The organism is Romboutsia sp. LXY-2 (assembly GCF_056171995.1).
Genome location: NZ_JBKFGI010000004.1, coordinates 425,408 through 446,715 on the forward strand (window position 1 = coordinate 425,408; position 21,308 = coordinate 446,715).

At 27.2% G+C, this 21,308-nt stretch carries 19 protein-coding genes and 1 pseudogene; 3 read left to right on the top strand and 17 right to left on the bottom strand.

Features of this window, described 5'->3' with window-relative positions:
- Nucleotides 1–9: 9 nt before the first annotated feature.
- Nucleotides 10–2,100 carry a DNA mismatch repair endonuclease MutL gene (gene mutL / locus ACI48P_RS10310; protein ID WP_475215355.1) on the bottom strand — a complete coding sequence of 697 codons (2,091 nt, stop codon included), beginning with the start codon at nt 2,098–2,100 and terminating at the stop codon, nt 10–12.
- A gap of 17 nt (nt 2,101–2,117) precedes the next feature.
- Nucleotides 2,118–5,105, bottom strand: a complete 2,988-nt coding sequence (gene mutS, locus ACI48P_RS10315) for a DNA mismatch repair protein MutS (protein WP_475215357.1) — start codon at nt 5,103–5,105, stop codon at nt 2,118–2,120.
- Nucleotides 5,106–6,018: 913 nt separating this feature from the next.
- Here mutS and ACI48P_RS10320 point away from each other — a divergent pair.
- Complete coding sequence (locus tag ACI48P_RS10320; protein WP_475215358.1) at nt 6,019–6,630, top strand: NUDIX hydrolase; 612 nt, start codon at nt 6,019–6,021, stop codon at nt 6,628–6,630.
- A 63-nt stretch (nt 6,631–6,693) separates the two neighbouring features.
- On the opposite strand, the gene ACI48P_RS10325 is transcribed toward ACI48P_RS10320, so the two are convergent.
- From ACI48P_RS10325 to miaB, 6 genes are all read right to left on the bottom strand, one after another.
- Nucleotides 6,694–6,957 carry a hypothetical protein gene (locus tag ACI48P_RS10325; protein ID WP_475215360.1) on the bottom strand — a complete coding sequence of 88 codons (264 nt, stop codon included), beginning with the start codon at nt 6,955–6,957 and terminating at the stop codon, nt 6,694–6,696.
- A 73-nt stretch (nt 6,958–7,030) separates the two neighbouring features.
- Nucleotides 7,031–7,342 (bottom strand): hypothetical protein, encoded by a 312-nt coding sequence (locus ACI48P_RS10330; protein ID WP_475215363.1) that lies wholly within the window; start codon nt 7,340–7,342, stop codon nt 7,031–7,033.
- A gap of 110 nt (nt 7,343–7,452) precedes the next feature.
- Nucleotides 7,453–7,590, bottom strand: coding sequence for a hypothetical protein (locus ACI48P_RS10335; protein ID WP_475215364.1), 138 nt, complete (start codon nt 7,588–7,590; stop codon nt 7,453–7,455).
- A 15-nt stretch (nt 7,591–7,605) separates the two neighbouring features.
- On the bottom strand, nt 7,606–7,815 hold the full coding sequence (locus tag ACI48P_RS10340) for a M56 family metallopeptidase (RefSeq protein ID WP_475215668.1): 210 nt from the start codon (nt 7,813–7,815) through the stop codon (nt 7,606–7,608).
- Nucleotides 7,816–8,069: 254 nt separating this feature from the next.
- On the bottom strand, nt 8,070–9,929 hold the full coding sequence (locus ACI48P_RS10345) for a sensor histidine kinase (RefSeq protein ID WP_475215366.1): 1,860 nt from the start codon (nt 9,927–9,929) through the stop codon (nt 8,070–8,072).
- 411 nt (nt 9,930–10,340) lie between these two features.
- Nucleotides 10,341–11,774: a tRNA (N6-isopentenyl adenosine(37)-C2)-methylthiotransferase MiaB gene (gene miaB, locus ACI48P_RS10350; protein WP_475215370.1), complete on the bottom strand. Its 1,434-nt coding sequence runs from the start codon at nt 11,772–11,774 to the stop codon at nt 10,341–10,343.
- 250 nt (nt 11,775–12,024) lie between these two features.
- Here miaB and ACI48P_RS10355 point away from each other — a divergent pair, with 250 nt between their 5' ends.
- On the top strand, nt 12,025–12,681 hold the full coding sequence (locus ACI48P_RS10355) for a DUF421 domain-containing protein (protein WP_475215372.1): 657 nt from the start codon (nt 12,025–12,027) through the stop codon (nt 12,679–12,681).
- A gap of 20 nt (nt 12,682–12,701) precedes the next feature.
- On the top strand, nt 12,702–13,082 hold the full coding sequence (locus tag ACI48P_RS10360; protein WP_475215374.1) for a DUF4363 family protein: 381 nt from the start codon (nt 12,702–12,704) through the stop codon (nt 13,080–13,082).
- A gap of 46 nt (nt 13,083–13,128) precedes the next feature.
- Here the strand turns inward: ACI48P_RS10360 and ACI48P_RS10365 are convergent, their stop codons facing one another.
- From ACI48P_RS10365 to ACI48P_RS10405, 9 genes and pseudogenes are all read right to left on the bottom strand, one after another.
- A complete protein-coding gene (locus tag ACI48P_RS10365; RefSeq protein WP_475215378.1) occupies nt 13,129–13,632 on the bottom strand; it encodes a GNAT family N-acetyltransferase in 504 nt (167 codons plus the stop codon).
- 56 nt (nt 13,633–13,688) lie between these two features.
- Nucleotides 13,689–14,399 carry a polysaccharide deacetylase family protein gene (locus ACI48P_RS10370; protein WP_475215381.1) on the bottom strand — a complete coding sequence of 237 codons (711 nt, stop codon included), beginning with the start codon at nt 14,397–14,399 and terminating at the stop codon, nt 13,689–13,691.
- A 66-nt stretch (nt 14,400–14,465) separates the two neighbouring features.
- A pseudogene (locus tag ACI48P_RS10375) lies at nt 14,466–15,031 on the bottom strand (GNAT family N-acetyltransferase).
- 219 nt (nt 15,032–15,250) lie between these two features.
- Nucleotides 15,251–15,988, bottom strand: a complete 738-nt coding sequence (gene truA, locus ACI48P_RS10380; RefSeq protein WP_475215383.1) for a tRNA pseudouridine(38-40) synthase TruA — start codon at nt 15,986–15,988, stop codon at nt 15,251–15,253.
- A gap of 13 nt (nt 15,989–16,001) precedes the next feature.
- Nucleotides 16,002–17,435, bottom strand: coding sequence for a HAMP domain-containing sensor histidine kinase (locus ACI48P_RS10385; RefSeq protein WP_475215385.1), 1,434 nt, complete (start codon nt 17,433–17,435; stop codon nt 16,002–16,004).
- Entirely contained in the window at nt 17,435–18,133 is a 699-nt protein-coding gene (walR, locus tag ACI48P_RS10390; RefSeq protein WP_475215387.1) for a cell wall metabolism DNA-binding response regulator WalR, read from the bottom strand. The genes ACI48P_RS10385 and walR overlap by 1 nt, the downstream gene beginning before the upstream one ends.
- 19 nt (nt 18,134–18,152) lie before the next feature.
- Entirely contained in the window at nt 18,153–19,529 is a 1,377-nt protein-coding gene (locus ACI48P_RS10395; RefSeq protein ID WP_475215388.1) for a hypothetical protein, read from the bottom strand.
- A gap of 11 nt (nt 19,530–19,540) precedes the next feature.
- On the bottom strand, nt 19,541–20,164 hold the full coding sequence (locus ACI48P_RS10400) for an HDIG domain-containing metalloprotein (protein ID WP_475215390.1): 624 nt from the start codon (nt 20,162–20,164) through the stop codon (nt 19,541–19,543).
- A 213-nt stretch (nt 20,165–20,377) separates the two neighbouring features.
- Nucleotides 20,378–21,253: a hypothetical protein gene (locus ACI48P_RS10405; RefSeq protein ID WP_475215392.1), complete on the bottom strand. Its 876-nt coding sequence runs from the start codon at nt 21,251–21,253 to the stop codon at nt 20,378–20,380.
- Between the last annotated feature and the right edge of the window lie 55 nt (nt 21,254–21,308).

Here is a 21,308-nt window from a genome sequence, read left to right on the forward strand (position 1 = left end):
CCTTCCTTGCTACATGATTCTTTTAAACATTTTTTCTATTTCTTTCTTAGAAATTTCTACTAATATAGGTCTACCATGAGGACATGTAAAAGGATTTTTGCATTCTTCTATCTGTAAAAGCAAACTATTTATTTCAATATTTGCTATTTTATCATTTGCTTTAATAGCTGCTCTACATGCCATAGATGCAAACTTTTCTCCCTTTAGTTCATAGTTATTTTTTATTTCTTCAATGTTATCTATTATTTGTAGTATAAATTTCTCTGATTCAGGGACTCCGAACGTAGTTGGTACACATCTTATCATTATATGATTATTACCAAATATCTCTAATTCAAAACCAAACTTCATAAATAAATCTAGATTGTTTTCTACTTGCAGCATGTCTACATTTGAAAGTTCTAATACTATTGGATCTAACAGCATTTGCATATTAATACTATGATTATAGAATTTCTCCATATATCTTTCGTATAAAACTCTCTCATGAGCTGCATGTTGATCTAGTAAATACATTGAATTCCCTTTTTCAAGAACTATATAAGTATTAAAAATTGTACCAATTACTCTATAAGTACTTAAACTAAATTTATTTTCATTATTTTTATCTTCATTAAAAAAGGCTTCTTGTTCACTTTCTTCAACCATATCTAAAACTTTTGCTTTTGTATCAAGATTCAAATTATTATTTTTATTGTCTAAAGTTTCAAGTTCTTCAAAAGATATAGAACCTGCAAAGTCAATATTTTCCCCTAAGTCACTAATATAATCTAAATCACTGTTATCTCTTTTGTGCTCATAAGTATCTATTGTATAGTTATCGATATCTTTAATCTTATAATCAATTACTAAATCTTTTTCTTCCTTAAGCTTTTTGCTATTTTCAAAATTGAGTGCTTCACCCATAGTCATAAAGCTATCACTTGGCTTTTCATCCTTTAACTCTACTACTTTTATAGGTTCATCATTATTCACTTCTTCTTTTTTATCAAAGTTGTTTTTTACATAATTCTGTGATAGTCTATCTGTTATTTTATTGTTTTGTATACTTATAAATGAGTTCTTATTATTTTTATTATCATCATAAGTCTCATATTTTCCTATTAACTGTGAGCCTATTAATTTCTTTCTTATAAAATCTCTTAATTCTATATATATTTGCTGTTCATTTTCAAACTTAACTTCAAGCTTTGTAGGATGTATATTTACATCAATAGTAGCTGGATTTATCTCTAAATCTAAGAAGCATACTGCATGCTTGTTAATTGGGATTAACCCTTTATAACTTTCGTTTATAGCATCTAATATTACCTTACTTTTTACAAATCTATTGTTTATATATATATGTTGTAGGTTTTTATTAGATCTATAAACGTTGTTATTCCCTATATAACCATATAGCTTAAAGTATTTGCCTTCATATTCTATTTCAATTAAGTTTTCAGTAATATCTTTACCATATATACTTCTTATAACGCTAAGAAGTTTTCCATCTCCAGGAGTGTTTAACATCCCTTTATTGTTGTTAATATACTTAAATTGAATCCCAGGATTACCTATTGCAAGCTTATTTATTAAGTCACTTATGTTTATTGTTTCAGCATGAGTTGACTTTAAGAATTTCTGTCTTGCTGGCGTATTAAAAAACATATCTTTAATTATTATAGTAGTCCCATTTGTACATCCTACTGGTTCTTTTGATATTATTTTTCCACCTTCTACTATAACCTTAGTTCCTACTACTTCATCATTAGTTTTTGTTACCATCTCTAATTTTGAAACAGAGGAGATTGAGGCAAGTGCCTCACCTCTAAAACCCAAAGAATATAAATCGAATAAATCATCTATACTCTTGATTTTACTTGTGGCATGTCTTAAAAAAGATTTTTCTACTTCACTTGATGGTATCCCTATTCCATTATCTGTAATACGAATTAGTTTTTTACCACCATCTTGTATATCTACTATTACCTTTGTAGACTCTGCATCTACACAGTTTTCAACTAGTTCTTTAACCACAGAAGATGGTCTTTCGACCACCTCTCCTGCAGCTATTTTATTTATTGTTAAATCATCTAATATATTAATAAAGTTTTTCATCTTCTACCTCCAAGAGGTTATTTATTTTTAGCCTTCTTTTGTAGAGAATATAAAGCATTCATTGCATCAAGTGGAGTCATATTTAATATATCTAAGTTAGATATTTCATCTATTAAACTATTGTCCTCAATATTTGCAAAAGATATTTGTGTAAGAGCTACTTCGCTTTGAGCATCTTCTAATTGCTTATTTAATTTGTCATAGTTTTTCTTTATGATGTTGTAGTTTTTAGTTAACTTATCATTTTCTAATTTTAAAGCCTCTAGCTCTAACTTATTATTGTTTAACTCATCTTTTTCATTATTAATTCTTAAATCTATATATTCGCTAGATTCTTCATTAATCTTAGTATATTCACTTAATTGCTCATTAGCTTTAGTAAGCTCATAATTTGTTTTATCTAATTGTTGGCTAGCTTTATTTAATTCTCTCTTAGTATTATTAAGTTCAGCTTGTAACTTTTCTATAACCTTATTTTTTTCATTTATTTCTTCTTTATTTACCCCATTAGATAGGTTTGTATCAAATAATGTATAATTATAAGAATCAGTATTTGTATTTTCATTTATCGCTACACTATTATATACATGATTCTTTTCTAAATCTTTTAATATATCCTTAGCTCTACCTATTACCTCATCTGGAAGTTTTGCAAGCTGAGCAACATATATTCCATAACTTTTATCTGCTCCTTGTGGAATTATCTTTCTTAAGAATATTATTCCATCATTATCTTCCTTAACTGCTATAGAATAGTTTTTAACATCTTCAAACTCATTTTCCAAATCTGTTAGTTCATGATAATGTGTTGCAAATAATGTTTTGCACTTTAAATTCTTTTGTATATATTCAACTATAGACCAAGCTAAACTTATACCATCATATGTGCTTGTCCCACGTCCTATTTCATCAAGTATAACTAAACTTTTATCTGTTGCATTTTTTAGTATTTGAGAAACCTCAGTCATCTCAACCATAAATGTAGATTGACCTTGAGATAAATCATCACTTGCTCCAACTCTTGTAAATATTCTATCCATTACAGATATGTTTGCATAATCGGCTGGAACAAATGAACCAATATGAGCCATAAGGGCTATAACTGCAGTTTGTCTCATGTAAGTAGACTTACCTGCCATGTTTGGTCCCGTAATTATATTTATTATGTTTTCTCCATTATTTAAGTAAGTGTCATTAGGAACAAAGTTTTCTTCACCTACTATATTTTCTACAACAGGATGACGGCCATTTTTTATATCTAATTTATTATCTTCATTAATCACTGGCTTTACATAGTTATTTAGGTAAGCTACAGTTGCAAGTGATACAAATACATCTATGTTTGCAATAACTTTTGCAACTTTTTGTATTCTATCTATATTTTTATATATAGTATCTCTAATAGTTACAAAGATTTCATACTCTAAGCTTTTTATTTTTTCTTCAGCATTAAGTATTTTATCTTCTATTTCTTTTAACTCTGGTGTTATAAATCTTTCTGCATTAGATAAAGTCTGTTTTCTAATATAAGTTTCATCTATATTAGCTTTAGAAAGATTTGCTTTAGTAATTTCTATATAATATCCAAAGACTTTGTTAAAGCTTATTTTAAGAGATGTTACTCCAGTTTTTTCTTTTTCTCGTGCCTCTATTTCTTTAATCATGAATGCACCATTTTTTGAAATGTTTCTAAGTTCTTTTAGTTCATCATTAAAGTCTGACTTTATTATGTTACCATCTTTAATAGTTATTGCTGGTTCTTCTTTAATAGCTTCTTCTATTAAAGCATATATATCATTTAAGTCATCCATTTCCTCTATATATTTTTTAAGTATTGTTGCACCAGATGAGTTTATAGTCTCTCTTAAATCAGGTAATTTTTCTATAGAGTTCTTTAAGTGAATCATTTCCTTGGGTGTTACTTTTTCAAATGCTATTTTTCCACAAATTCTTTCTATGTCATATACATTTTTAAGAGTTTCACTTAAGTCTTCACGAAGCATAAAATCATCTTTTATTTCTTCTATAACATTAAGTCTTTCTTCTATTTTAGCTTTATTAACAAGAGGCTCTTCTACATATTTACGAAGCATTCTTCCCCCCATTGCAGTAGATGTTTTATCTAATACATGAAGCAGAGAACCTTTCTTTTTATTTCCTCTTATCGTTTGTGTAAGCTCTAAATTTACTCTCGTAAACATATCAAGTACCATATACTCTGTTGAGTTATATATATTTATCGAGTTAATATTTGAAGTTACAGTTTTTTGAGTATTATATATATAGTTTAAGAGTATAGATAAACTATTTTTTATAAGTCCATTTTCATCAAATCTTTGGTTATTTAAATAATCCTTTGTAAAATATTCTCTTAATATTTCCGTATTCAAATAACTTTCATTAAAGTTTTTGTTTATATAAATGTTTGATACTGTTGCTATGTTATTTAATTCGTTTATAAAATCTAAGTCGTTTAGTATTATTTCTGTTGGATGAACTTTAGCTATTTCTTCTACAACCTTATCAGCTTTTAAAAATGTTGCATTAACTTCTCCTGTACTTATATCTACATATGTTAATCCTATATCTTGCTCATTTTTAAATAACGACATTAGGTAGTTATTTTTCTTATTTTCAAGTAAACTTCCTTCAAGTACCGTACCTGGAGTTACTACTCTTATCACATCTCTTTTTACTATTCCTTTTACTGTAGCAGGATCTTCTAATTGTTCTCCAATTGCTACTTTATATCCATTTTCTACTAGCTTTGATATATATGAATTAGCTGAATGGAAAGGTACACCACACATCGGTGCTCTTTCTTCAAGTCCGCATGATTTACCCGTAAGTGCTATTTCTAAAGTCTTAGAAGCTATTATTGCATCTTCAAAGAACATTTCATAGAAGTCTCCTAATCTAAAGAATAAAACACAGTCTGGGTATCTATCTTTAACTTCGAAGTATTGTTTCATCATTGGAGTTAGTCTATTTCTATCTATTTGCATATTATGTATTCCTCCTTTGTTTCTAAACATATATTATACCATACCACTGCTATATATGTAAAAAAAATGGGCAATTTGCCATACGGCTAATTGCTCATTTTTTCATTGGTATAAAATTTAATATGGGGTTTAAATTTATTATAGATACTTATTTATAATTAAATTTAGATTATTTATCTTCAGTTTTTTATTGATTTGCTTTTTATGTTTATAATTTGACTTAAGCTATTTTATTTTCAATATTTTCTTCATTGTTACAATACATCCAACTATAACTATAGTCCAAACAACACTCATAAAGATCCATGCTGCTGTAGTCATATAAGCATCTCCTTAAATATTTTATTAGGAATCTACTATTCTATAATATATGATAAAGATTATTCCTAATATAATATACTAATGATTATAAAAAAAGTGTTTTGCTTTACTTTCATTTAACATACTTAACGAACTTTTTATATTTCTTATTTTTAAATAAATGCATTAAAATAACTACAACTAAATAAAAATTTTTTAATGATTATAATATTATGATATTCTTTATCATCATTACTAAGTTTATTGACTCTTATTTTAATTATATCTAAACAGGTAAAAGCCTACTAAATATGGGCTCTAAACTCATATAATAAGTTATTAAAAAAGTCTAACCTAAGTTCTCATAATTCTTCTTTAAGTATAAATTTTTATTTATTTTCATAAAATTTAGCTCTATTATTCAATTTCAGCTTAACTTCCCATTTTTTCAGCACTTACTAGATTATAATAATTTTTTTCTTGCAAATTTACTTATGAAATAATAAAATTCTCTCATATTCAAATATTATTAACAAGTTATTTTTTTTTTGAATATGTTATATTATAAGTATAGATTTGTTATATTTTGACAGACTAGACTTAGGAGGTTATTATGCTAGATGATATAAAAGATAAATTTAAAGATTTTAAACCTTATATAAATGGCTATGAAAATATGAGAAGAGCATCAGTACTTATACCTATAGTTAAAATAGATGGTATTTATAATATATTATTTGAAGTAAGATCTAAAAATCTTAGAACTCAACCAAGTGAAATATCCTTTCCAGGTGGTAAAATAGAAAATGATGAAAGCCCTTATGATGCAGCTATAAGAGAAACATGCGAAGAAATAGGAACAACTTCACCAAATATAGAAATTATTTCCCAACTAGATCTGCTTGTTACTCCTATGAATATGATTATACATCCTTATTTAGGATATATTAAAAATACTGACAACTTTAATATTAACAAAGACGAAGTTGATCATATTTTTTACGTTCCTATAAGTTATTTACTTAAAAATTCGCCTTCGGATTATGATAATTCTGTACAAATTATACCTAATAAAGAATTTCCTTATGATAAAATTCCCAACAAAGATAATTATAAATTTGAAAGCGGAAATTATCCTGTACTATTTTATGAGTATCATGATTATATAATCTGGGGTATTACTGCAAAGATACTTTATAATTTCTTAAACTTAATATCTGAATAATAAAAAGGAGTAATAATATTGTCCATGATATTATTACTCCTTAATTTTAATAATCTAATTACTTCATTCTATTCTCATATTTTCAATATCATCTACTGATTTAAAGCTAGAAGTTTCTCCAATGTAATCCAAAAATGCACCTAACATTTCATTATTTTCATTTACTAATAAACATAAATATATTTTATTATTGTTTTTTGACTTTTCCACTAGTTCAAATGAAATAGTTCTTATGTAACTATCTTCCTTAGTTAGTTCTTCTCTTTTATATCCACCTTTAACACATGCCTCTACCATAATATCAAATGACACTGAGTCCCCATTCATTATTTCCTCTTGAGTTTCAGATATTATAGAATACCCCCTAACCGTTGAAAGCTTTTCAGCACAATCTAATATATTACTTTATTTGAATTCCAGATTCGGGTTCTTTATCGTACCCTAAGCTTAAACTGCCTTTTTCTTCATTCTCTAAATAAATGCTAACTAGCTTACTTTCTTTTTCATTATATCCTACATAAATATTGTATTTATTATTTTCATATAAGTAAGTTTTTGTATCACTATTAACTTCATATGAATAGTCCATTTTATTTAAGTTTATATTCATTAAGTTATTTAACTCATTTATATTTACCTTCGTATCATCTTCTATTAGCTTAGCTATATCAAAATATTTTTCATATAATTCACTATTATTTTCAATGCTCAAAAATAACTCTTTTTGTTGTGATAAATTTTGTGGGTATACACCAATGTTAAAATATTTTGAAGGAATTTTTTCAGTTTTATAAATCGCATATTTTTTATATTACTAATTCTCTATTTTAATCCATCTTTATCATCGATTATACCTATTAATGTAAGTGTAGATTTTTTGTACTGCATTCCTTCTAATACAGTAAGAATTGTCTTACCATAGCTTTTATGCTCTTCAGAACTTAATAAATTTAAAACCATTTCATCAGTTGAAAGCTACATATCTTCCCTAAGCTTTTTGAATAAATACCAAATTATTGGATTAAAAAAGTGGATACTTTGAAATATTAATAGTAAACAATTTACTAAAGTATCTTTTCTCTTTAAATGACATAACTCGTGTAGAAGTATATGCTCTAGTTCCTTATTAGATAAATTTATCATATTTTCTGGAATTAGTATTTTTATCTTAATAAGACTAACAATACTAGCTTAAATGGAGGTAATTAAAACTAATTCCCAAAGTTTATTCAAGTATCCCCCTCCTTAAATCATATTTGTAATCTTAAGATAAGTATTACATATGTAATCCAATTATCAATAAAATAAAATATCATTCTCCTTAAGAAAAATATTACCTAACAACCTAAACATTCCTTATCTAAACTTATATTTTATGGTATTATAAAAGCTTGTATCACGTAATTATAATCACTTAATACAAGCTTATTATTAATGCATTAATATATATCAGAAAACTCTACCTTCATCATCTTAACGTTATCATAAGTAGGAATAATTTCTTCATTATTTTCACATGTTCTTAAAACATCCGGTAGGGTTATTATAAATTTACTCCCTTTACCTAACTCACTTTTCACAGCAATACTTCCACTATGCATTTCAACTAAAGATTTAACTAAAGATAAACCGATACCGCTACCTTCAGCACTTTTTTTAGTTCTATTTTTAACTTGCTCAAATCTACCAAAAATATCTGCTATTTTATTTTTAGGTATACCAATACCTTCATCTTTAACGCTAATAGTAATATTTTGCTGACAATTTATAGTAACTTCTATTTTTCCACCTGGTTTATTAAATTTAATAGCATTAGATAGTAGATTTAGAATTATTCTTTCCATATTGTCCAAATCAAAAGTTAAAACCTTTTCTTCTACATTGGTATCAAATATTATGCTCATGTTATTTTGCTCTACGAAATCGCTTACTGACATGCAAATATTTTCTACGAAATTTATGATATCATAGCGTTTAGGATCATATGAGAAATGCCCCGAATCAATCTTTGTAGTATCAATTAAGTTATTAACCAACTTTAATAATCTAAGTCCATTTTGATTTATAATTCCTAAATATTTATCAAAGTATTCATACTCTTCTTTTCCTAGTTTATCCATTTTGAGTTTTAATACTTCTAAGCTACTCAAGACTAAATTTATTGGTGTTCTTAATTCATGAGATAAGTTTGCAAAAAAGTCTAATCTAAGTTGAGCTAACTCGTCCTTTACTTTCTTTTCTTTTGTTATATCTGTTGTTATACCTATTCTTTTTGATATATTACCGTGTGCATCATATATTGGTATACTTTTAGTAGTTAACCATTTTTCTTCATTTCCTTTTACTACTTTAAATGTATCATGAGTTATTCCTTTATAAGAATAATCTGATGGTCCTTCTAAAAATTCAAACTTATCCCATAAGTTAATCCACTCTTTAATATCTCTTAATAATGGTTCCGGACTAAATCCATATATTTTTTCATAAGATGGACTTATATACAATATTTTATTTTCATCTCGTGTAAATATAATATCATCAATATTATCTGCCAATTCAGAAAATATTTCCTCGTTTTTCCTAATACTTTCCTCTATTTGGACCTTATCTGTAATCTCAGTAGCTATACCTATTGTTCCAATAATAAGATTATCTTCGTCTACATACGGCCATTTTGAGGTATGAAAATATTTTTTACAATTTTCATTGACCTTATAATATTCATAATATTCCTCTAATTTTTTATTATTTAATATAGATTGATCTTGCTCTTTAAATTTATCTGCAGCTTCTTCTAACCATAAATCATAATCAGTCTTACCTATTATTTCATTATATTCTTTATCAATAAATTCTTTATACTTATTATTAACATCTAAGTATCTGCCTTGCCTATCTTTTATCCATGCTATAAAAGGTGAATTTTTTAATGCATTACTTAAATGGAATGTGTCTAGATTTAGTTCATTTATCCTACAATGAAACTCGTCATTTTCTCCAGAAAAAATAGTAATTTTGTAGTTTTTATTTAGCTCTTTAATGAATTCTATAGTAGTATATCTTTTATTTTTTTTTGCACTGACTAGTATTTTATTAAGATTAACATTATTACTTATTAACACTGATTTAATTATGTCCTCACTGGTATCACCATTATTAAATCTTACTAACTCTTTACATGATTTATTCATATTAATAATTTCTATATTATTATATATATTGCTACTACTTATACCCTTAAACTTAATATATGCTACAGGGCTATCTTCAATAATTGCTTTTAGTACTTGTGTTTCCATAATTCCCCCCAAATAAATCTAAGATTATAATAGTTGTAATCGATTTCCTTGTATAGTATTATATTTTTTTAATTTATGAACTTACTTAATATACTATCTTTTATAAATAAAGTATTTTGAATTATAACATTTAATTTAATATCTAATAAATAATTTCATACATAAGTGTACACTTATGTAAATTTTAGCGCTTTTTATTTTTTTTCGCAATATATTCTACATAATTTCTACATAATTCAGATTAAATTTATATATTCGTCCCTTACAAAAATTTCATTTTATTAATTAACTAAATAATCTAATAATTCAGTTGCATAAGTTTTATTTAAATTATAATATATTCTAGTTTCATTAATACGCAAAAAATCTCTTGAATATATTATTCAAGAGATTTTATAACTTACATATTTATTATTTTACTACTTCTCCAACTAAAGAGAATGTATTTGCACTAGTTATATGAACATTAACTAACGTTCCTACTAAGTCCTTTTCTTCACTTGAGAAGTTAACAAGTTTATTTTGTCTAGTTCTTCCTGTAAATTTATCATCATCCGTTTTACTTGTTCCTTCGACTAAAACCTCAACAGTTTTACCAACATAAGATTTGTTTAATTCAACAGCAATGGCATTAACTCTATCTAATACTCTGTTAAATCTTTCATGTTTAACATCTTCAGGTATTTGATCTTCCATTTCTGCAGCTGGTGTTCCTTTTCTTTTTGAATATATAAATGTAAATGCACTATCATATCTTACTTTATCAACTACATCAATAGTATCTAATAAATCTTCTTCAGTTTCACCAGGGAATCCTATCATTAAATCTGTAGAGAAAGCTATATTTGGTACTTCCTTTTTAGCTTTTTCTATTATTTCTAAATAATATTCTTTAGTGTAGTGCCTATTCATTTTTTTAAGAAGTCTACTACTTCCGCATTGAACTGGTAAATGTAAGAATTCACATACCTTATCACAATCTCTCATAGCATAAATTACTTCATCAGATATATCTTTTGGGTGAGAAGTCATAAATCTTACTCTCTCTATTCCTTCTATATCATTTACCATTCTAAGAAGTTCTGCAAAAGTTATCTCTTCTTCTAAAGTTTTTCCGTATGAGTCAACATTTTGTCCAAGTAATGTAACTTCTTTAGTTCCATTAGATGCTAACTCTTTTATTTCATCTATTATGTCTTCTGGTGTTCTACTTCTTTCTCTACCTCTTGTATACGGAACTATACAATAAGTACAGAAGTTATTGCATCCATACATTATATTTACAAAAGCTTTTAATTCAAACTTTCTAGTGCTTCTTAAGCCTTCAACTACTTCTCCGTCAACATCCCATACGTCTACTAGCATTTTTCTAGAATCCATAGAGCTAACTAATAGCTCAGGGAATTTGTATAAGTTATGTGTTCCAAATACTAAATCTACATGATTGTATTTAGATTTTAATTCTTTAACTACATGTGGTTGTTGCATCATACATCCACAAACAGCAATCTTTAAATCTGGATTTTTTCTTTTTTGGAACTTAAGCTGACCTAAGTTTCCGTAAACTTTAAGCTCAGCATTTTCTCTAACTGCGCAAGTATTGTATATTATTAAATCACACTCACTAGCTGTAAGACCTCTTTCATATCCCATTTGGTCTAACATTGCACATAATTTTTCTGAGTCATGCTCATTCATTTGACATCCAAATGTTTGTATTAAGTATCTAGGCTTAGCTTGGTGTATAGCGTAATATCTTTGATTTTGTTCATAAACAGCTTCTATAAATCTATCTTGTTCTTGTATCTTTTCCATAGGTACATGTACTTGTTTTCTTTTCCCCACAGTAATTTCCTCCTTATTTGTTTCATATTAAACTTTCAACAGTTCTATATATATTCAATATTATAAAATATTTATTAGTTTATAGTTTATATGCGCATTTTAAAAATACCCAATATTAAATAATTATATCAAATTTATTTTGATTTTAAAAGATATTACATAGAACTTTTGTTATTCCATGGTATTCCAAGTGTTTTTTTTTATATATTGGAAATAATATTTTTATATATTGTTTTTAAGGAGAAATATCATGTTAGTAGTATTGATAAGAAGTATAATACTTTACATAGTAGTATTAATCGCCATAAGAGTCATGGGTAAAGCAGAAATTGCAGAAATGAACTCTTTTGACTTAGTTATTACCTTATTAATTGCTGAAGTTGCAGCAGTTCCTATGGAAAATAATAATATACCTATAATTTATGGTATAGCAGCACTTACAGGACTTGTATTAGTTCAAACTATTGTATCTTTTTTAGCTCTAAAAAGTAGAAAAATTAGTGCTTTTTTATCTGGTAAGCCAACGGTACTTATAAAAAAAGGTGAAATAGACTATAAACAATTAAAAATAGAAAGAATAACTCTTGATGAAATATTAGAACAATTAAGAATACAGGGATATTTTAATCTTAGAGATGTACAATATGCAATACTTGAGACAGATGGCAATTTAAGCGTTGTTCCAGCGTCAACATATAATAGCACTCCACCAAGACCATATAAACATCTTCCTATTTCTCTCGTTCTTGATGGCAAATTACTAAAGGAAGGCTTACAAATGGCAAACAAAGATATAAACTGGCTAAATAGCATGCTAAAATCTAATGATATTGAGGATATAAAGGATGTATTAATTTGTATATTAGATGAAAACGATAAATTATATATTCAGCCTAAGATTAACTAATATTACAGAGGTGATAACATTTGAGGACTTTTATATATGTAATGATATGGACAGTACTATTTGTAGCCTTCGGTATATATTCAAATATTGAAATAGAAAAGTTTACAGATAAGTACACAGATAAAATAGAGATAATTAGTACTTATATTGAAGATGATGATTGGAAAAGTGCTAAAAGTAGCCTTGATGAATATCATAAGGTATGGCATGAAGAAAGAATTGGTTGGTACAAACTTCTTAACCATGATTATTTTGATTGCATATGTCTTCAAATAGAAATGTTAGACAAAAATATTTTGCTTGAAGACAAAGCTAAAGCTTTAGAAAAAATAGAAATGATAAAGTCTAATTTAGATAACATAATAGAAGGTGAGAAATGTGATTCAAATCACATCTTCTAATAAAAAGAAGTAATAGTTTTATAACCTATTACTTCTTTTTAAGTTATTATAATTTTTTTATATATCTACGCTCAATTAACTTCTTACCTATAAATATTTCCTTTCTCGATTTATCACAATTAAATCCATATTTTTCATAAAAATTTATTGCCCTTAAATTATCTTCTAATACCCATAAAGAAATATTAGAATAACCTTTATACTTTAACTCCTTAATCGCCCAATTTAATAACTCAGACCCTACTCCCATTTCCCAATATTCAGGCAAAATATAAATACCTTTAATTTCTCCATAGGTTCTATCTAAATCGCAATCTCTACTTTGACCCATACCAATTAGTCCTACAGGATTGTCATCGATATACAGAATAGCATCTTCTTCCCAACCTAATTTTATAGCTTTTTCAAAATGCTCAGCTCTTTTTTCTTTGGTTATATTATTTAATGTTTCATCTGGTATTATATTTTTATAAGCATATTTCCAAGATTTAGAATGTATGTCTCCAAGTATTATTGCATCAATAGGTTTTGCATAATTAACTTTAAACATAATTATCTCCTCTCAATAAATAGTCTTTTGATTTATACTATAACTACCATCATTAACTAATTAAATACCTTAAATGTATAACCTTCTTCTTTTAGTTCCTTCACTATTAATTTTATTGAATCCAAAATTTCACCACTTTTATCATTCATAGGATGTAGTAAAATTATTGAGCCATTGTCAATATTATCTAAAACATGTTTAGCTATACTTTCTGAGCTTTTACTTACCTCAGGATAAGATTCAGGCTCAATATTCCACATTATAGTACTTTGATTTATCTTATTTAAATACATTGGAAGCGTAATAATCTTCTTTCCAAAAGGTGGTCTAAATAAAATCTCTTTATCATAACCTAAAGACTTAATCAACTCATTAGTTTTGTCGATTTCGTCTTTAACAAAAGATGGACTCTTAAAAATCATCCTTTCATGAGAATATGTGTGATTGCCTATACCATGGCCTGCATCTACTATAGCCTTTGCGTACTCCTTATTGTTTTCAATATTTGAACCAATTAAAAAGAAGGTAGCTTTAACATCAAGTTCATTTAAAACCTTCAATATATTATTAGTCTCTTCTGTTGGTCCATCATCAAATGTAAGATAAACCGCTTTCTCATCATTCTCAACCTTAGATATTAATTCTCCCGCTATCTGATAAGTTCTTGAGTTCATAAGCTTATATCCACTAACGCAAACTATTAAAAATACTGCTAAAAATATTTCTATACCTTTTAGTAGCTTTTTACTTTTTTTAATCTTCCCCATAAGATTTCCTCCATATATACGTCATTTGTTAGCTTACTTTTTTACTACCAATAACATTCCTCGAATTTACAATTTAATATATTCCGATTTTAAAATAGAATAAATATTTAAGTCGTAAAATCTATTACTGTCTTTCAACTTATTTGCTTCTCTTAAAGTACCTTCATACTTCATATTATTTTTTATCATTACTTTTCCTGAAGCAACATTATCAGCATTATGCATAGCAACTATTCTATTAAATCCTATATTTCTAAATAAGTAATCAATTACTGAAGATAAAGCCTCGCCCATAATCCCTTTATTCCAATAGTTTTTTGATAAACAGTATCCTACTTCACAAGATTCATGTTTCTTTTTAAATTAAAAATTGCAATATCTCCTATCACTTCACCACATTCTTTTAACTCTATAGCCCAGTGATACTTTTCTTCATGTAAATATTCACTAACCCATATTGTAATTAGTGCTTTAGTAAAATCTACATCTGGATGACAACACCAAGATAAAAACTTAGTAACTTCACTATCACTTGACCAATTTTTATACATATCTTTTGCATCATCTAACTTAAATTTTCTTAATATTAGTCTATCAGTGTTTATAACATCAGTACCCTTATGATTTAACATAAAAATCCCCCTTTATTATCTTAATATAAAGCATTTAATGTTAATTATCTGATATATATTATTATCTTTAAATTTACAAATTCCTCTTTAATCTTATAGCCTTATTATATATTACCTAGATAAATTATTTATTATATGTATTATGAGTCATTATAAATTGCTTAAATTAAAAATAATAACGCGGCTTGACCAGCGAAATAGCTGAAAGCCGCATTATTATTAATAAATAACTTTATATAAATATAATCCTTTTGATGGAGCTGTATCTGATGCCTTAGCTCTATTTTTCTCATTAAGCATAACTCTTATATCATCTGTTGTTTTCTTTCCAAGGCCAACATCCATAAGAGCTCCTACTATTATTCTAACCATATTATATAAGAATCCATTACCTTCTACATATATAGATATAATTCCATCCTTTTCTTGAATACTAATAGAATCTATTCTTCTCACATTAGACTTTTTCTTAGATTTAGATGAACAGAAACTTGTAAAATCATGTTCACCAATAAGTACTTTACTAGCATCCCTCATTGCATCTAAATTAAGTTTCTTATCAACATGATTAGCATATTTTCTTAAAAAAGGACTTTGATAAGAATTATTATCTATCTTATATAAATAAGTCTTAGTTTTTGCATTGTATCTTGAATGGAATCTATCTTCCACTTCCTCAACATCTTTAATAACTATATCTTCTGGTAGATATTCTGTTAAATACTTTTGCATCTTCTTTAAACTTAAATCACTATTAGTCTTAAAGTTAGCAACTTGCCCATATGCATGAACACCCATATCAGTTCTTCCAGAACCTATAATTTCTACATCCTCATTAGCCATTTTACATAATACACTTTCAATCTTACCTTGTATAGTCATATCATTATCTTGTAGCCTTTGGAATCCTTTGTATCTAGATCCATCATATTGTATTGTCATTTTAATATTTCTCATTCTTATCGCCTTTCTACATTGACTCTATAAGTTTATTTTTAAGAGTGAAAGTAATAGTTGTTCCAATTCCTTTTTCACTTTCAATAGTCATGTTACCACCATGTAACTTAACTATTTCATTACTTATAGCTAATCCTAATCCACTTCCTGCTTTATTATAATCTTCCTGGAAGAATTTATCTAGGACCTTATCTAAATTTTGTTTTTTAATACCAGCACCTGTATCTTCTACTTTAATTGTTGTATATTCTTCATCTTGTGTCATTTTAACTATTATGTCTCCACCTTCTGGCGTAAACTTTATTGAGTTTTGAACAAGATTTATTAAAACCTGTCTTAGCCTATTTTTATCACCATGTATGGGTTCCGTCATATCGTTACCTATAGCAGATATTAAACTTATATTTTTTTCAATCGACTTAACCTTTAGTTGGTTAACTACACCTCTAACTAAACCTTCTATATCAACCAACTCTATTTGAAGTTTTATTCTATCAGAAGACAATCTTGAGAAATCTAATAGTTCTTCAACCAATTTTATAAGTCGCTCTGTTTCATCTTGAATAATACCAAGACCTAAGTCTAGTTCATTTTGAGTGATACCTTCATAACCTAAAGTCTCGCTCCATCCTTTGATAGATGTTAATGGTGTCCTCAGTTCATGTGAGATCGATGATATAAATTCTTCTTTAAGCTTCTCACTTTTATCTATTTCAGATGCCATATGAACAAAAGTCTCAGCAAGTTCACCTATTTCATCATCTGCAATATTGGTATTTTTAAGTTTAATATTAAAATTACCGTGTGCTAGTTCATTAGCAAATTGCTTTAACTCCCTAAGTGGTTGAATTAATGTTTCTGCAAATTTTAAACTTATTGATATTGCAATAAGTAATATCAATAAGCCTGCCAAAATTAATCCTAAAGCCATTTTAAAGATTGCATTATCTATTTGCTCTAGAGATGCTGTATATCTTATAACACCTTCTATAACATTATTAACCTTAAGGGGGAACGAAATACTCATTACATGTTCATTCGTACCACTTATCCTATAAGTGTAAGGTACTATATTTTTACTGTCTTTTAGAGCTTTATCTACATCTTCATAATTTACTTTATTATTTGACTTAAATCCATATTGATCAATTATTACATTTTTTTCTTTGTCTATAACCTGTATTCCAAAGTTTTTCTTATCTGTTCCATCCTGCTTTTCAATTATTTCATTTACTCTTTTCTCAAAGCTTTGAGTTTGAGTTGTAGTAGATTGATACTGATCTAGTGTACTAATAACACGTTCTTTTAGTAGTTGTCTTACGTAGTTATAATAGTAGTTTTGTATGTTAAATAAGAATAATCCTTCAAATAAAGTTACAGTTATAATGATTATGGTAAAATAGTTTTTAATTATTTTCTTTCTTAACCCTTCAAAATGTAGCTTCATTAGTCTTCCTTTCTAAAGCAGTATCCATAACCCCATATTGTTTGTATGTACTTCGGCTTAGATGGGTCATCTTCTATTTTATTTCTAATCCTTCTTATATTAACGTCAACTATTTTAAAATCATATAAATAGTTTGTTCCCCAAACCTCATCTAATATTTGATCTCTACTTAATGATTGTTGTGCATTCGTCATTAAATACTTGACTATTGAAAACTCAGTCGGAGTAAGTTCTATTTCCACATTATTTTTTAATAGTTTCCTCTTATCTAAATCTAAAATAAAAGGAGGTGAAATTATTTCACTGCTCTTCGATACATTTTCGTCCTTCTTAATTCTTCTAAGAAGCGCTGAAACTCTAACTAATAACTCTTTTATACTAAAAGGCTTAATCATATAATCATCTGCTCCAGATATAAAACCTTCTATTTTATCTTCTTCTTGAGCTTTAGCTGTAAGCATTATTATTCCTACATGATCAAAGTTTTGTCTAATAAACTTACATACATCAGTTCCATTCATGTCTGGTAGCATAACATCAAGCAAAGCTAGAGATATATCTTTTTCAGTAGTCATCTTTTCTATTGCTTCTTGACCAGTTCCAGCTTCTATTATTTCATAACCTTCTCTTTTTAAGTTAATGCTTACAAAACTTCTTATTCCAATTTCATCTTCCATTATTAGTATTTTTTCCTTCATAAAAACCTCCCAATATTAACTAGTAAATAAATGAGAAATACTCTACTAGTGATTCTGTTGTTATATCTAGTTTTTTAAGTTGTTCTGCATCTTTAATGTGTAACATATAAGTGTATTCTTCTGTCTCTGATAATACTATGCCAGTTTTATTTCCCATATTTTTACTGTCGTCCCCAACTACTTTTGCCATCACTGATATAGTAAATAAAGTCTTTTGTTTTACAGTTTTATCATCAAAATATTCAAAGTTATATGATGCATTTTCTGTTATAGCTTCTTTTTTTATAGTTACTTTATTAGCTAAATTATTAGGCAATTGTAATTTAAAGTTGTATGTATAGTTATAGTAAATTTGGCTAGTAAATATTAAACCTGAATACTCATCCTCTTTACCATTCCACTTATACCAAGTTACATTGGCAGATGACTTTGATAAATACGCATTTCTAACTCCATTTACTATTGGAATATCAATAACCTTATCATTATTTAAATCTTCAACAGGTATATAATAAGACTTAATTATACTTTTGTCATCATCTCTAAATGCCTTTTTTAATTTTCCATCACTCATATACAATATTTGAGTCATATAACTACTCTCTCTCGCTATAGGTATATCTAATATTACTCCTCGCTTTGCAGTTGCAATATTTCCCAAAGTAATATATAAACCACTTAAATCTTTTACATTTTCTATTTTAACATAATCTTTTAAAACTATATACGTATTAAAATTAGCTATACTTACATAAGCAGTATTTGTCTTAGAATCCTGATGTATCATAAGAATATCTAGCTTTGGATCCTCATCTATATACCCTATCTTTATTTTTAAATTATTAAGATTCTCTTTATCAGGTAACCATGATGGATCTAAGGTATATAGTTCTTCTATTTCATTATTTTCATATTTAAAAACATGTAAATTAGTTTTCTCTCCATTTTTAATGCAAAGTATTATTTCCTTTATACCGTCATCATTTAAATCGTAAAAGTTTGCATACTCGATAGTTTCTCCACTTAGTAGTATATCAGCCTTATCTTTAAATACCGTCTTTCCCTTACTGTCTTTTTCTTCTTCTAATACTAAGAATCCCACTTCATTTTGTTCTTCTTCACTTACAGTATCTTTTTTTTCAAATAATACTATTTCATTTACTGAATCTCCATTTAAATCTACTTCATTAATTTTACCAACTTCTTTTGAGTTCGAAGGTAATACTAACGAAGTGTTAAGCATTAGTTTTTTGTCTATATATTCATATAGTTCACTTTTTGCTTGGTCATAATTTGGCATTTGAGTAAGCTCTTCAGGAGATTCTGTATTTTCAGTACACCCTGTTGTAAGCATTAGCAATAATAAAGCTAATGTTGATAACCTAAATAATTTCATCCAACTCCCCCTTAGCTTTTTTGATCTTTACAGTAATTATAAAAATTACTTATTCTCTCTTTTTCTATTTTTATAGTTTCTTCACTAATATTTCCTCTTCCCATTCTATCGCATGCAGAAAGCAGTGCAACTTCCTCACAATCCGTTTCACTAAACATCTCTTTTGGATTAAAGAACGGAAGATTTTTATCATAAAATAATGGTTGCATATGATATTTTACAAGCTTTGTAACCTTCAATTTGAAATCTATATCATCTGTAAGCTTGTCCAAAAATTCAAGTGCAATCTTTTCCCCTTCTATATCATGATTATATGAAGTAATTCTATTTTTTCTGATTCTTGTAGTTGTTAATTTTCCTATATCATGAAGAAGAGCTGCCCACATAAAAACTCTTTTATCTTTAGATTCAGATTTTCTAACACTTGCTTCATCTACTACCAAAAATACATGATTAAGTACATGTCCTTCTGGATGATATTTTTCATTTTGATCAATATTAGCAAGTTTCTTTATTTTTGCAAAAGGTTCTTCATCAAATTTACCTTCTTCAATTAATTTTCTTATATCTTGTGATGGTTTATCACTATTTAAAAGTATGTCGTTAAGTTCTTCAAAAGTATTTTTATAAGTCATAGTTTCTCACTCTCTCTAAAGTATTTTCTACATAATTATACTAAAACCATTATAATTTTCAGATAACTATGTAAAATAAAAGCTTAGTTTTTAACACTAAGCTCTTATTTATATTTTATCACTATATATGTCATTTATTTATTTTTTTATTTAATATTCTTAATAAATTCATACATAAAGTTTTTACTAAGAAAATGCTGTTATAAACTATATTTATTTTTTAGGAAACTTATCTTCAGACCAAATTAAGTCTTCAAACTTATTTGCAGGATCTTGTTCTTCTAATATAGTAGGTTCCTCATAAACATGTTCTTCACTTCTGAAGCTTTTGCCTGTTTCCTCTTCTTCTATATCAAAGTCTATTGGCACGTAATCTTCTATTTCTCTAATTGGAATTTGATTATTATTTAAGTCATCATCGTGCTCATGTACTCTTTTCTTCTTAATACCTGTGCTTTTTTTAGTTGATGCCTTATGATTAGTTTTTTCAGTAACATCTTTATTGACGTCTACATAATCCTCTTTAGATACAGATTGACTTTTGCTACTTCCTTTTTTCTTTGGACTTTTCTTGTTACTTTCAGTACTGCTAGAGTTCTTTCCTTTTTTATTAGAAGTTTTTTCCTTTTTAGAAGATGTACTTTCCTTCTTAGAAGATTTACCTTTTGATTTTCCCTTAGTAGAAGAAGTTGATTCTTGTTCTGTATGTTTTCCTTTACTGCTATGGCCACTATTACTTGAAGATTCACTTGCTTTGTGTTTATCTACATGGCTGTCATTACTTTTATTTTTACTAGCTTCACTTTTAACGCCTTTACTTTTTCCTTTGTTTTCAGTGGAGCTATTACTAGATGGTTTCTTTTTACTATTTAATCCAAGATTAAACTTTAAACCACCTTTTTTCTTAGGAGTTTTTTGCTGTACTTCTTCCATACCAAACTCATTTCTTCTTTCTTCTGGTACTAAATCATTTAAGATAACTTCATTTACTTCTTCTACGTACTCAGATTTTTTCTCTACGCTTTTACCAACATGACTTGAGTTAGTCTTGCTGCTTTTCTTACGATTTCTATTTGACATTCTTAACAAGCATGCCACCCCCTTAAAATAATCTTTATAATATATATATTAATCTAAGAGGGAA